This window comes from Methylomonas rapida, from assembly GCF_024360925.2.
GTDB lineage: Bacteria > Pseudomonadota > Gammaproteobacteria > Methylococcales > Methylomonadaceae > Methylomonas > Methylomonas rapida.
In genome coordinates this window covers 411,050-425,122 of the sequence record NZ_CP113517.1, presented here as the reverse complement: position 1 = coordinate 425,122, position 14,073 = coordinate 411,050, and the positions used below count along the sequence as shown (strand labels likewise).

General features: G+C 53.6%; 14 protein-coding genes. All 14 read right to left on the bottom strand.

Translation table 11 applies throughout. The features are described 5' to 3' along the window. Nucleotides 1-5: 5 nt before the first annotated feature. The gene (locus NM686_RS01955; protein WP_255190270.1) at nucleotides 6-722 is read right to left on the bottom strand and encodes a chemotaxis protein CheW; all 717 of its coding nucleotides are present in this window, start codon (nucleotides 720-722) and stop codon (nucleotides 6-8) included. Further along, nucleotides 719-1,525 (bottom strand): ParA family protein, encoded by an 807-nt coding sequence (locus NM686_RS01950; RefSeq protein ID WP_255190269.1) that lies wholly within the window; start codon nucleotides 1,523-1,525, stop codon nucleotides 719-721. The genes NM686_RS01955 and NM686_RS01950 overlap by 4 nt, the downstream gene beginning before the upstream one ends. Beyond that, nucleotides 1,522-2,388: a flagellar motor protein MotD gene (gene motD / locus NM686_RS01945; RefSeq protein WP_255190268.1), complete on the bottom strand. Its 867-nt coding sequence runs from the start codon at nucleotides 2,386-2,388 to the stop codon at nucleotides 1,522-1,524. Before motD ends, NM686_RS01950 begins: the two co-directional genes overlap by 4 nt. An 11-nt stretch (nucleotides 2,389-2,399) precedes the next feature. After that, nucleotides 2,400-3,146, bottom strand: a complete 747-nt coding sequence (locus NM686_RS01940; protein ID WP_255190267.1) for a flagellar motor protein — start codon at nucleotides 3,144-3,146, stop codon at nucleotides 2,400-2,402. A gap of 110 nt (nucleotides 3,147-3,256) precedes the next feature. After that, complete coding sequence (locus tag NM686_RS01935) at nucleotides 3,257-5,491, bottom strand: chemotaxis protein CheA (RefSeq protein ID WP_255190266.1); 2,235 nt, start codon at nucleotides 5,489-5,491, stop codon at nucleotides 3,257-3,259. Between the two features lie 10 nt (nucleotides 5,492-5,501). Beyond that, nucleotides 5,502-6,224, bottom strand: a complete 723-nt coding sequence (locus NM686_RS01930) for a protein phosphatase CheZ (protein ID WP_255190265.1) — start codon at nucleotides 6,222-6,224, stop codon at nucleotides 5,502-5,504. A gap of 17 nt (nucleotides 6,225-6,241) precedes the next feature. Then, entirely contained in the window at nucleotides 6,242-6,616 is a 375-nt protein-coding gene (gene cheY / locus NM686_RS01925) for a chemotaxis response regulator CheY (protein WP_255190264.1), read from the bottom strand. Between the two features lie 102 nt (nucleotides 6,617-6,718). Next, the gene (locus NM686_RS01920; RefSeq protein ID WP_255190465.1) at nucleotides 6,719-7,450 is read right to left on the bottom strand and encodes an RNA polymerase sigma factor FliA; all 732 of its coding nucleotides are present in this window, start codon (nucleotides 7,448-7,450) and stop codon (nucleotides 6,719-6,721) included. A gap of 11 nt (nucleotides 7,451-7,461) precedes the next feature. Then, nucleotides 7,462-8,295, bottom strand: a complete 834-nt coding sequence (locus NM686_RS01915; protein ID WP_255190263.1) for a MinD/ParA family protein — start codon at nucleotides 8,293-8,295, stop codon at nucleotides 7,462-7,464. Nucleotides 8,296-8,326: 31 nt separating this feature from the next. After that, complete coding sequence (flhF, locus tag NM686_RS01910) at nucleotides 8,327-9,751, bottom strand: flagellar biosynthesis protein FlhF (protein WP_255190262.1); 1,425 nt, start codon at nucleotides 9,749-9,751, stop codon at nucleotides 8,327-8,329. A gap of 19 nt (nucleotides 9,752-9,770) precedes the next feature. Further along, complete coding sequence (gene flhA / locus NM686_RS01905; protein WP_255190261.1) at nucleotides 9,771-11,876, bottom strand: flagellar biosynthesis protein FlhA; 2,106 nt, start codon at nucleotides 11,874-11,876, stop codon at nucleotides 9,771-9,773. Nucleotides 11,877-11,894: 18 nt separating this feature from the next. Beyond that, on the bottom strand, nucleotides 11,895-13,022 hold the full coding sequence (gene flhB / locus NM686_RS01900) for a flagellar biosynthesis protein FlhB (protein WP_255190260.1): 1,128 nt from the start codon (nucleotides 13,020-13,022) through the stop codon (nucleotides 11,895-11,897). Then, the gene (gene fliR / locus NM686_RS01895; protein WP_255190259.1) at nucleotides 13,022-13,798 is read right to left on the bottom strand and encodes a flagellar biosynthetic protein FliR; all 777 of its coding nucleotides are present in this window, start codon (nucleotides 13,796-13,798) and stop codon (nucleotides 13,022-13,024) included. The genes flhB and fliR overlap by 1 nt, the downstream gene beginning before the upstream one ends. Then, nucleotides 13,795-14,064: a flagellar biosynthesis protein FliQ gene (fliQ, locus tag NM686_RS01890; RefSeq protein ID WP_255190258.1), complete on the bottom strand. Its 270-nt coding sequence runs from the start codon at nucleotides 14,062-14,064 to the stop codon at nucleotides 13,795-13,797. The genes fliR and fliQ overlap by 4 nt, the downstream gene beginning before the upstream one ends. Nucleotides 14,065-14,073: the final 9 nt, after the last annotated feature.

Below are 14,073 nucleotides of genomic sequence, written 5' to 3'. Positions count from 1 at the left end.
TAAGTTTATCTTTTTCGATGCGGTACCAATTCCTGCAAATCGATAATTGCCGTCAGTTCTTCGATGACGGTGCCGATCAGCCAAGGCCGTTTTTGCCTGGAAGTTCGCCATCTGACTTTTTCCGGCTTCAGGCGGCCTATCGATAAAATTTCGTCACAGGCCAAACCCCAGCGTTTGTCCCGGGTAATCAAAATACTCTTGAACGGCTTGGCCTCCAAGTCTCGCTGACTGCCGCGGCTCTTGCCAAAAATCAGCTGCCCCGTATCCAGCACGCCGATGCGACTATCGGCTTCATCCAGCAAGCCCATGAACCAGGACGGCTGCCCCGGGATTTTGCCGGGCTTGCGCTCGATTTTGATTGTCCGCGAAAGTTCCGTCAGAGGCGTCGCCAAGATCAAATGCTCAACCTTGAAAAACAGGGCTTGAAACTCGTATTGCGCCCACTCGGGCATCACTGAAAGTGGGTGCAATTTAGCCGGAGTTTCCAGTGCCACGAGAGCATTGAGCCTTGGCTCGAGCGCAGGCTCGACGATGACGGCGTGTGATTGGGGTCGAGATTCCGGCAAAGACTCGGCGGCGTCTACAACTCTGCCGCGTTGTTTCTCTAGCGTGACAGACAGACTCTCTTCCGCGTCAGGCACAGCATCCAGCAGTGTGCTCAAATAAGTGTCCAGCGCCAGCTGCTGGTGAACGATAGGTTGTTTGGGTTGGACTTGTGTCATGCTCGATTCGCCAAAGATTTGTCACCGGCTTTATCCAGCAATAATAGTTCCAATAATTCGGAATAAGCCTCTACGGCCTTGGCATTCGGATCGAATAACGATAATGGCGCCCCCACCCGGCTGGCGTCGCGCACCTTGGTATCGACCGGTATCACTGAATTCCAGACATTGTCGGGATACTGTTGCAGCAAGGCCGCCAAACTTTCGCGCGCAGCCTTGGTTCGTTTGTCATACATGGTTGGAACGATAGTGAATCTGGGTGGCGTCTTCCGGGAATGAAACACCATATTGATCGTATGCACCATTCTATCCAGGCCTTTCAAAGCCAAAAATTCCGCCAACACAGGAATGATCAAATGGTCACAAGCCGCCAAGGCATTGATCATCAACACCCCCAACATGGGCGGACTGTCGATGATGGCATAATCGTAATCATCCTTTAACTTGGCCAGGGCGCTTGCAATCACCAAGCCCATTCCACCCATTTGCGCCACCTGCCTATCCAAAGTGGCAATCGCTGTGGCGGCGGGGAGTACGCTCAAGCCATCAAACTCGGTCTTGACCACATAATTTTCGGGATTGACGTTTTTCTTTCTCTCGCTGGCGTCACGGAACAGGTCATAGACGCTGAACTCGATCTGGTCGGGATTCATCTTGAAATAACTGGTCAACGACCCGTGCGGGTCCAAATCGACCAGCAAGGTTCTAAAGCCCCACGAAGACAAAAGCCCTCCCAAGGTCACCACGGACGTGGTTTTACCCACCCCGCCCTTTTGATTGGAAACCGCCCATATTTTCATCATAGCGCCGGCGCCTTTTCGACAGGTTTCGACACATCCTCTTGCGGCGCCAACTTCAAAACCCGGGCGCGCTCCTTGTCGCTCATGCCATAACGGGCGAAAGCCTGCGACATCAACACCAACACGACGCGGCGATTCTTGAAGCGCCCTTCCTCGGTCGCGTTATCGCCCACCGCGTGATACTCGCCATAACCCACGGCCGACAGGCGCTCTGGCGGGATGTTGTTTTTGATCAATTCCTTCACCACACTGGTGGCCCGTGCCGAAGATAAATCCCAATTGGAGGGATAAATGCCGGTTGAGATCGGCACATTATCCGTGTAGCCCTCGACATTGATCACATTGGGCACATCACGCACGACTTCCGCCACTTTTTCCAGCACCGGCATGGCCTTGGGCGACAACTCGGCCTTACCGCTGGCAAACAATAGTTCGCTGTTCATTTGCAGCTCCACCCAAAAGTCATGCTTGTTGATTCCCACCAGCTGGCTCTCGACGAAAGGCTGCAACGCCCGCTGAAACTCATCGGAAACTTCGTTCAAACGGCGTTTTTCTTCCATGATTTCTTCACTCAGTTGATGCTCTTCTTCCGACACGGTAATCAAGTTGGGCAATTCAATCGGTTGAATTTGGGTCGGAATCGTGCCCACTTGAATCGGTTGAACCTCTTTGATGACTTTTTCGCTGTGAAACAAGGCCTTATCCAGGGATTCGGAAAAAGTCTCGTACTTGCCCTTGTTGACCGACGAGATTGAATACATCACGACAAAAAACGCAAACAACAAGGTAATGAAGTCGGCAAACGACACCATCCAGCGATCTTGATGCTGACTTTCCTCGACGAATCTTCTCCTGCGCCTGGTCATGGCTGAGCGTCCTAGGTCTCGACCAGAAAGCCGGACAACTTTAATTCAATATTGCGAGGATTTTCACCCTCCGCAATCGAGGAAATGCCTTCGATGATCATTTCCTTGGCTTGCGATGCGCGGAAAATATGCGCCTTCAATTTGTTCGCGACAGGAATAAAGAACAGGTTTGCCAGCCCGACCCCATATATGGTTGCGACAAAGGCGGTGGCAATGCCCGCGCCCAGCAATTCCGGCTTGGCCAGGTTTTGCATCACATGAATCAGACCGATCACCGCACCGATAATGCCTATCGTTGGCGAATACCCGCCCATGGCATCGAATACTCTTGCCGCCTGCATGTCCAGATGTTCCTTGGTGGCCAGCTCGACCTCCATGCAATCGCGTATCACTTCGGGTTCATTGCCATCCACTAAAAGCTGCAAGCCTTTCTTGGCAAATCCGTCCTTTTCACCGTCGATGATCGTCTCCAAGCCCAACAAACCCTCCTTTCTGGCTATCGTGCTCCAGCGCACGATCTTGTCGATTTGCTTTTGCAATAAAAGCTTTTCGGGCACGAAAATCCAGACAAAAATGGTCAATCCTCGCCAAAATACTTTTAATGGAAATTGCAGCAAGGTCGCGCCCAATGTACCGCCCACGACGATGACAAAGGCATGCAAATTGACCAGGGAATCAAACTCACCGCCCGCCATCAAGTTGCCGCCGATGATGGAGGAAAAGCCGACCAGAACTCCGATGATGCTTAAAATATCCATCGCTTCACTATTTAAGTCAATGCGTCGGCCGCAAGCATTCGCCAGTTGCCATTAATGCGCGCTGGTCGGCAAACGCCATGAATCTTCGCTCCGCATAAAGGCGGCATGCGTTAGCCGGCATACTTTTTCATTAACCCAGGCACATCCAAAATCAGAGCTATTTTACCGTCACCGGTGATAGTCGCCCCCGCCAAACCTTCCAGACCATGCAATTTGGCGCCCAAGGCCTTGATGACGACCTCTTCCTGGCCAATCAACTGATCCACGACAAATCCGACTTGCCTGCCGCCGGCATTCACAACCACCACGTGACTGCTCGTGCTTTGCTTGTTAGGCGTGTAACTGGGTTCCTTGACCAGCCACTCGCTCAAATAGAATAGTGGTAAGGCCTTGTTCCTGACCATGACCACCAATTGATTGTCGACTTTGTTGGTTTTGGTGAGATCGAGATCCAGGATTTCCAGTACACTGGCCAACGGCAGCGCAAAAGCCTGACCGGCCAACTTGACCATCAAGGTTGGCATGATCGCCAGGGTCAACGGCACTTTGATGATGATGTTGCTGCCCTTGCCTTCGACCGAATCGACCTCCACCACGCCATTCATTTGCGCGATGCGGGTCTTGACCACGTCCATGCCGACGCCGCGGCCGGATACGTCGGATATTTCAGTTTTAGTGGAAAATCCCGGCAAGAAGATCAGATTGTAGCATTCCTTGTCATCCAGTCTGGCGGCGGTCTCTTCATCCATCAAGCCCTTTTCCACCACCTTGGCCCGCAGTACATCAGGATTCATGCCTTTGCCATCGTCTTGGATCGACAACTGGATATGATCGCCCTCCTGAGAAGCTTTCAGGATGACGACGCCCTCGCGCGGCTTGCCTTTGGCCACGCGCTCATCAGGCATCTCGATACCATGATCCACAGCGTTTCTGACTAGATGCACCAGGGGGTCGGCCAAGGCTTCCACCAGATTTTTATCCAAATCGGTTTCTTCGCCTATCAATTCCAGGCGAATTTCCTTTTTTAGGTTTCTGGCCAGATCGCGCACGACTCTCGGAAAACGGCCAAAGACTTTTTTGATCGGCTGCATTCGCGTCTTCATGACCGCCAATTGCAGATCGGCGGTAACGACATCCAGGTTGGATATGGCCTTGGCCAGCTGTTCGCCGCCTTCCAGATTCGCTTTCAGGGTCTGAAACCGGTTACGCACCAAGACCAGTTCGCCCACCATATTCATGATGTCGTCGAGCACCTGGGTATCGACCCTGACGGTGGTATCGGCCTGCGCCGAAGGCGCTTTGGCTTTGTCCGCCGAATTGTCGGGCATGGCGATTTTGCTTACGCTTTTGTCCGCTTCCTCGCGAATCTCTTCCCTGGCTTGCGGGGCGGGAACTGGCGGGGATTTCGCGGCCGCGGGTTCCGGTTTCAACCGCTCCGCCTCGGCTTCTTGCCTGGATGGTTCCACCGCTTCCGGCTTTGCCTCGGTTGCGGGTGCCGCCGGCGGCGTCACTGCTTTTTGCGCGATACTGCCGTCGAATTTGCCCTTGCCGTGCAACTGATCCAAAAGCGCTTCGAATTCTTCTTCGGTGATGTCGCCGGAATCAGTAGCCTCGGTCGCCGGCGTCACCGGTGCTTTGAATTTGCCTTTGCCATGCAGTTCGTCGAGCAACTGCTCAAACTCGTCCTCGGTGATCAGCTCGTCATCGGCCGCCGGCGCGCCGGATTGCTTGGGCGTCGGCGAACCGCCCTTGCCGTGCAACGCATCCAGCAGGTCTTCGAATTCCTGCTCGGTGATTTCGTCATCACCGAAAACCGGCTCCTCTCCGGCCTGTAGCGAGTGATCATCCAGCATGGCATCGAACTCTTGCGCCACCAAATCTTGAGGCGACAGCATTTCGGCGCGCCGTTCTTCAATTTGCGCAGGTAGTGGCGAGACGGGCTCGGTATCGGCGGCTTCCGCGCTGGCATAGGCTCTTAGTCGGGTCAACAGATCGGCGGGCGCGGCTTGCGGTGTCTCTCCGGCGCGCACGTGCGCAAACATTTCGTTGACGACATCCAGCACCTGCAGGATGACATCCATCAAATCCGCCGTAACGTGGCGATCGCCTTGCCGCAGCACGTTGAATACGTCTTCCGCGTTATGGCAGATTTCCACCAAGGCATCGATGGCTAAAAATCCCGCACCACCTTTGACGGTATGAAACCCGCGAAAAATGGCGTTGAGCAAATCATAGTCTTGCGGCGACTGCTCCAGCTCGACCAACTGTTCGCTCAACTGCTCCAATATTTCGCCGGCCTCGACCAGAAAGTCCTGCAGAATTTCGTCGCCCAGATCAATCGCCATGGCCTATTCCTCAGAAACCCAAACTGGACAGCAGGTCGTCGACATCGACTTGACTGGTAGCCACATCCCCCCCCCTATCGTCCACGCCGGGAACGACAGGCCCCGGCAATTCAGGATGGGTTTGATCCGTTTCGCCCAAGGCGACTTTGCGCCCGGAGATACTGATCAGCTTGACCATGCTGATTTCCAGCTCCTGCACCAGTTCGATGACGCGCCGGATGATCTGGCCGGTAATGTCCTGGAATCCCTGGGCCATCAAAATCTCGTTCAATCCGGCTTGTACTTGGGCCAAGCCGCCCTGGGACTGCTTGAAATGTTCGGTGATTTCCGCCGTCATGGCTTTGAATTCGGCCAGCGGCATTTCCCTGTCCAGAAAACGTCCCCATTTGGCGGATAATTGCTCGACCTGATCATTCAAGGTTTGCGAAATCGGCAACAGGTTTTCCACCGCTGTCAGTGTCTGATCGGCCGCTTGCTCCGTCATGGCGATGACGTAATGCAAACGCTCCTTCGCATCGGGAATGTCGTGCTCGGTCATCGCGGCAATCCTGGCGTCGACGCTGAAGCTGACCATGGTGTCGTGCAATTGACGGGTCAACCGGCCGATTTCCTTGAATAGCTGGGTTTCGCGCAGGCCGGCCAGTTCATCCAGCAATGCATCGGAAACAGCCTCGTCCCCTTTTTCCAAAGCCGCCACCAAGTCTCTTGCCAGGCTCAGAAGATCCTTACTCATCGTTTAATCTCCCGATCTCAGCCATCGATCCGTTCAAAAATTTTCTCGATTTTTTCTTTCAGCGTCGCCGCGGTAAAGGGCTTGATCACATAGCCATTGACGCCGGCCTGCGCCGCCAGAATGATCTGCTCCCGCTTGGCTTCGGCCGTCACCATCAATACCGGCAAATTCGCCAGAGCGGGATTGGCGCGCACGGCTTTCAGCAAATCGATCCCGGTCATGCCCGGCATGTTCCAGTCGGTAATCAGAAAATCGATGCCTCCTTTTTGTAAAATCGGCAGCGCGGTTTTGCCGTCATCGGCTTCGACGGTATTGGTAAAACCCAGATCTTTCAACAGGTTTTTTATGATTCTGCGCATTGTCGAAAAGTCATCAACAATCAGAATTTTCATGTTTTTATCCAAGGATAATCTCCACCCAGATTATTTCATCATTATTAAAAAGCGCGTCAACCGCAGGCAAAATTGCACCAAAATCAGAGTAATCATGACAAATCAGCGTCTTGCGTCATTATCTTTCCGTTCCAGCCAATCCGCAAGCCTGGCCCGGAGCCGCAGCATGGCCTGGCTGCAAATCTGACTGACCCTCGATTCACTGACGCCCAAGACTTGCCCAATTTCGCGCAAATTCAATTCTTCGTCATAGTAAAGAGACACCACCAAGCGCTCCCGCTCCGGCAGTTCGGAAACCGCCCTGGCCAAGGCCCGCTGAAAATGCTGTTGTATCAATTGCTCTTCAGGCTGCGTTTCGTCGTGGATGTCGTCGATGACGCCGCTTTCGCCCTGGACCAATTCCTCGACGCTAAAGGTTTTACAGGACAGGGTATCCTGCAGTATCTGCCGATACTCTTCCAGACTGATCCCCATGTGACTGGCCACTTCGCTATCCTTGACATCGCGGCCTACTTGATTTTCGACCTCTCGAATCGCTTCGGCAACCATGCGGGCTTTTTTATGCACGGAACGCGGCGTCCAATCGGCGCGGCGCAATTCATCCAACATCGCCCCACGGATACGAATGCCGGCATAGGTTTCGAAGCTGGCTCCTTGACCGGCATCATAGTGTTTGATGGCTTCAAGCAACCCCAGCATGCCGGCTTGAATCAAATCCTCGATTTGCACGGTATCGGGCAAACGCCCCATCAAATGATAGGCAATGCGCTTGACTAGCGGCGCGTGCTGGGACACCATGTCGTCGGTGTTGCCGGCCTGCATCGCAGCATACATTGCCGCTCCGCTCACGCCACATCCTCCCTGGCGCTGTATTGAATCATGCGTTCGACAAAGAATTCCAAATAACCACCGGCCTTGAACTTGATCGGCCAATGATCGATCTTGCGCGCCAGATTTCTAATCGCCAGTGCCGATTTGCTCTGCGGAAACGCCTCCACCACCGGGGTTTGTTTTTGCACGGCTTTTTTCAGGTAGTCGTCACTCGGTACAGCCCCCACGAACTGCAAGGCCACATCCAGGTAACGATCGGTCACCTTGCTCAATTTGTTGAACAAGGCCTGCCCGTGTTCGGCGGATTGCACCATATTGGTCACGATATGGAAGCTGTTCAAGCCATAATCGCGGTTCAACAGCTTGATATAAGCATAGGCATCGGCCAGCGAGGTGGGTTCGTCACACACGACGACGATAATTTCCTGGCAGGCGCGAGCAAAGTTCACCACGCTGGAGGAAATGCCGGCCGCGGTATCGACGATCAATACATCCAATTCCTTGTCTATTTCACTAAAGGCACGGATTACGCCGGCTTGCTCGACCGAGGACAAATCCGACATGCGCTGGATACCGGATGAAGCCGGAATGATTTTCAAACCGGCGGGCCCGGTCATCATGATTTGCTTCAAGGTTTTTTCGCCGCTCAATACATGCGACAAGTTGAATTCCGGAAACATGCCCAGCAAGATGTCGACATTGGCCAAGCCCATGTCCGCATCCAGAATCGCGACACGCCTCCCCACCTTGGACAGCGCCACGCCGATATTGACCGATAAATTAGTCTTGCCAACGCCGCCCTTGCCGCTGGTCACGGCAATAACTCGTACCGGTTTCATATTTTTCATCTGTCTTATTCCAGCCGCCTGGTCGAATGGTTTATGCATGACTTTCCGCCATCCAGTTATCATAATCCATGGCATCCAAGTCATCATCGTCTTTTTCCAACAGCAGACATTGCTGAATCAATGCATCCGCATCCGGTGCATAAATATCTTCCGGTACTTGCTGGCCATCGGTAACGAATGACAAAGGCATGCGCCGCTCGATCAGCGCCGATAAGGCCGTACCCTTGCTGGCCGCTTCATCGAATTTGGTCAGTATAGTGGCTTGCGGTTCCAGCGCATGAAACGCATCCATGATTTCCAGAGCGGCTTTGTATTGAGTAGTTGCCGACATCACCAAATACGACTGAATCGGCAGGTCGTTATGCTGCAAGGTTTTCAGTTGTTCGGCCAAACGCAGATCGCGCTGGCTCATGCCGGCGGTATCGATCAGAATCAGACGTTTATCGGAGAAACTGTCAATATGTTGACGTAATTCCTCGGCGTCGCCAGCCACCCGCACCGGTACATCCAAAATCTTGCCGTAAGTATTGATTTGCTCATGCGCGCCGATCCGGTAATTATCGGTGGTGATCAGGGCTATTTGCCGGGTACCGTGCTTCAGGATGAATTGCGCGGCCAGTTTGGCAATCGTCGTGGTTTTACCCACGCCGGTAGACCCCACCAGCGCCGCAATCCCGCCATGTTCCAGCAAGCGATCATCGGCAATCGGCACGACTCTGGCCAGCATCTCCTGGGACTTGGTCCACGCGGTTTCGATTTGCTTGTGACTACCCAGACGATTGGCGATTTTGTTGGCTAGATTTTTGGAAAAACCGCAATCGCTCAAACGATCCAGCAACTCCAGGCGTATCGGTTGCTCGTTCGCCCGCGGCAACTGGGCAATAGTGGATAATTTGGCGTCCAGCATGGCGCGCATGTCCTTCATTTCCTTGCGCATTTCTTCTAAAAAGCCATCATGCGCGGCAGCAGGTGCGGGCTTGGACGCCGTCACGACGTTAGGTTTGGGCGCTTCCGCGGCGACAACTTTGTGCGTCGCGGCTCCCGTTGCCCAAGCCGGTTTCTCCACGACGGCGAGCTTTTCGGCGATTTTTTGCGCATTGACATTGCCCAATTGCACTTTCTCGGCATAGCCCAAATACTGGTCCATGTTGCGGCGCACGGGGCTTTCCGCTTCATTGCCTTTTTTGCGCGCGCTGCTGACAAGATGCGACGGTTTATTGTCGCCCGCGAATTCCGGCAAATCGTATTTTTTCAAACGCTTGGCCACCAGTTCATCTTCCTGCTGTTGCTTCAGATTTTTCTGGATGACCTGCTCGTCGAAATCGCGCGCCGCCACAATCTCGACGCCGCCATCCACCGAGCGATTGGACATGATCACGGCATCGGCGCCCAATTCCTCTTTCACCATGCGCATGGCCTGACGAATATCTGCTGCAAAAAAGCGTTTTATTTTCATCGCCTATCCTCGTTAATCATTAAGCACGCTGGCCAACGGTCGAAACCACCCGAATTTGTCTGTCCTGCGGGATTTCGTTGTACGCCAGCACATGCAAGCCGGGAATCGAATGACGGACGAAGCGCGCCAGCCAAGGCCGAATGAACGAGGAAACCAACAAAATCGGAGCCTGTCCTTCCATTTCCATGCGCTGAGCGCTTTCTTCCAGCGACTGATGCATTTGTTCCGCCAAACCGGGTTCCAATCCTGCACCGCCTTCGCCCGCCGTCTGCAATGATCTTTGCAAGATTTGTTCCAAAGTTGGATCCAGGGTGATCACGGGGATTTCCATCTGTACCCCATTGATTTCATGGACAATTGAGCGCCCAAGGGCCGACCGGACCGCCGACGTCAAGATGTCCGGATCTTGACTCTTGGTCCCATACTCCGCCAAAGTTTCGGCAATCGAGCGAATATCGCGTATCGACACTCTTTCCAATAACAGATTTTGCAAGACTTTGACGATGATGCCCAGCGGCAGCGTTTTGGGCACCAAATCCTCCACCAGCTTGGGCGCCACCCTGGCCAGATTGTCCATCAATTGCTGCGCTTCTTCGTAGCCGAACAACTCGTGTGCATTGGTTTGCAAAATATGGCTGAGATGAGTTGCCACGACCGTCCCGGGATCGACCACGGTGTAGCCCAGGGTTTGGGCATGATCCTTCTGCGCGCCATCTATCCATACCGCATCCAGGCCAAAGGCCGGATCCTTGCACGCAATGCCTTGCAAGGATCCAAACACCCGCCCCGGATTGATCGCCATTTCCTTCTCCGGCATGATTTCAGCTTCTCCAACGGTAACGCCCATCAACGAAATCCTATAAGCGGCCGGCGATAAATCCAAATTGTCCCGAATATGCACTGACGGGATCAAAAAACCCAGTTCTTGCGACAGTTTTTTCCGCACACCTTTGATGCGCGTCATCAACTGTCCGCCCTGGTTTCTATCGACCAATGGAATCAAGCGATAGCCCACTTCCAAACCGATGGTATCGACCGGCATCACATCGTCCCACCCCAACTCCTTGATTTCGGCTTTGGCCAGTTGCTGCTGCGGCGACACGATGCGCTCCATTTCCAGCGCCTTTTCCTCCTCGAGCTTGCGCCGCCTGTCGATCAGATAAGCGCCTCCTGCCAGCGCCGCCGCCAACAAGATAAATACCAGATTCGGCATGCCGGGAATGATGCCCATCAACCCCATGACACCGGCGCTGACACTCAAGACTCTCGGGTCCTGGAATAATTGCGTGGACACCTGCTGACCCAAGTCCTGCGTGCTGCCCCGGACCCGGGTGACCACCATTGCCGAGGCGACAGACAACAACAAGGCCGGAATCTGCGCCACCAAGCCATCACCAATCGACAGCAACACATAAAGATTGGCGGCATCGGCAAAACTCATATCATGCTGAGCAACCCCTATCGCCAATCCGCCTATCATGTTGACAAACAGAATAATGATGCCGGCTACCGCATCGCCGCGCACGAATTTACTGGCACCGTCCATGGAACCGTAAAAGTCGGCTTCGGCCGCCACCTCCTCGCGCCGCGCCCTAGCCTGATCCTGATTGATCAGGCCGGAGTTCAAATCCGCATCGATCGCCATCTGCTTGCCGGGCATCGCGTCCAGCGTGAACCGTGCGCTCACCTCGGCCACCCGGCCGGCCCCCTTGGTCACCACGACGAAGTTGATCACCACCAGAATGGCGAACACGACGACGCCAACCGCGAAATTCCCGCCGATGACAAACGAACCGAAAGCCTCGATCACCTTGCCGGCGGCATCCGCGCCTTCATGCCCCTTCATCAAGACCACCCGGGTCGACGCCACGTTCAGTGCCAGCCTCAACAGTGTCGCCACCAGAATCACGGTCGGAAACGACGCAAACTCCAACGGCTTCAAGGTGTATATCACCACCAGCAAAATAATCAGCGAAAACGCAATGTTGAAGGTGAAAAACAAATCCAGCAAAAACGCCGGCAGCGGCAACACCAATAACGCCAACAGCATCAGGATGACTAATGGCGCGCCCAGCCCCATGCTGGTCAACGTCTTCAAGGTATTAATGATTTTTGTAAAATCCATGCTGGACTCGATGCTATCTTATTGCCTGAATTCGTCCGGCACCGGCACGTCAGTCGGTGGAACCGGCTTGATCCAGCCATTTTGGGTTGCCGCCCGCAGCTGAAAAACATAGGCCAGTACTTGCGCCACCGCCAGGAACAAGCCGCGCGGAATTTCCTGATTCAACTCGGTGGAATAATATAACGCTCTCGCCAAGGTCGGAGCCGCCACCAAGGTAACCTTGTTGGACAATGCGATGTTACGGATTTGCGCCGCTATCAGGTCCACGCCCTTGGCCACCAGTATCGGCGCGCCATTCCCGTTGGGATCATATTTCAATGCCACCGCGAAATGCGTCGGATTGGTCACGATCACGTCGGCAGTCGGCACCGCTTCCATCATGCGCCGCTGCGCGGCCTGCATTTGCATTTGCCGGATTTTACCCTTTACCTCGGGACTGCCCTCCGACTCTTTCATTTCATCGCGCACTTCCTGTTTGGTCATCATCAATTGCTGACGGTGATGCCACAATTGATACGGCACGTCTATGAGCACCAGTAATAAAAGGGTCGCACTCAACACCAATACCGATGTCACGATGATTTCACCGGCACGGGCAATGGCTTGCTCCGGATCGAACTGACTCAAACTCATGAAATCGTCGAAATAGATTTTGAACAAATTCCATGCCACGAAACCTATCAACAACACTTTAATGATGGCTTTGATCAACTCCACGACGCCCTGGATGCCGATGATCTTTTTAATACCCGTCAGGGGATTGAGCTTGGCGAAATTCGGCTCAAACGCTTCGTTGGAGAAATTCCAGCCCCCCATCAACATCGGCGTCAATAAATCGGCGATCATCAGGATGATCATCAAGGGCGCCACCACCGTGTAGCCCTCCATTATTGCCAATTTGAAATAAATCAACGGAGTAGCGGGATCAAATATCACGGGGCGCGACAAATCAAACTGGTGCTTCATCATTTTAAGCAAGCCGCGTACCATATATTGGCCCATTGAAACAAATAGGGCCGCGCTGACGATCAAGGTGATGAACGTGTTGAGTTCTTTGGACCGGGGGACCTGACCTTTCTTGCGCGCATCCGATATGCGCTTACCGGTAGGTTCTTCGGTTTTATCCTGACCGGAATCTTCCGCCATCAGCGTATCCTCAGCAAATCACTGATAAACATAAGGCCTTCATGTAGCAAACCGGCAAGACTTTCCAGCAGGCTGGCGAGCCCAATCCAAATCAATACCATGCCCAACAAAATGGTAATCGGAAAGCCGACGCCAAACAGTTGCAGTTGCGGCGCCGCTTTGGAGGCAATGCCGAAACTGATGTTGACAAAAAGCAAGGCAGAGAGGATAGGCAAGGCCAACAACAAGCCGCCGGCAAATATTTGACTACTCCAGGCAATGATCCGCCATAAATCGGCCTGATCAAACCCCACCTCGGCAACCGGCAAGGTTTTAAAACTTTGCGCCAACATTTCAATCAACAGCAGATGGCCGTCGACCGCCAGAAACAGCAAGCTGGAAGCCAGCACAAAGAGTTGCGCGATAACCGGTGTTTGTATGCCCGTGGCGGGGTCGACCATAGAGGCGAATCCCAATCCCATGCCATAGGCAATCGCTTGTCCCGCAAACAGCATGATGGAAAACACCATTTGCAAAATAAAGCCTGCGCTGATACCAATCACCACCTGTTGAATCGTAACCAGCAAGCCGTCCGCACTGAACAACTCGACAGCGGGCATCTCGGGTAGCACGGGCCAAATCACAAACGTGATCAACATGCTCAGCACCACCCGTAACCTAGCCGGCACGTTTTTATTACTGAGTACGGGGATGGTGATGAACATAGAGCTCACTCGCATGAAGGGCCAGACGAATGAGGCAAGAAAGGCGATGAGTTCGTCTTCGCGAAAACTCATCCTATCAAATGAGGAATTTCGCGCATCAAATCTTGGAAATAATCGATGAGCATTTGCAGCATGCCCGGCCCAGCTATCATCAATACAGTGATAATGGCGGCCAGTTTCGGAATAAAAGTCAGGGTCTGTTCCTGTATCGATGTCGCGGCCTGAAACATCGACACCACCAAGCCAACCGCCAGGGATGACAAAAGAATCGGCCCCATCAATTTCAGGGAAACCCAAACCGTATCCTGCGCAATAGTCGATATGGTATCTGGTGTCATGCCGGCAAC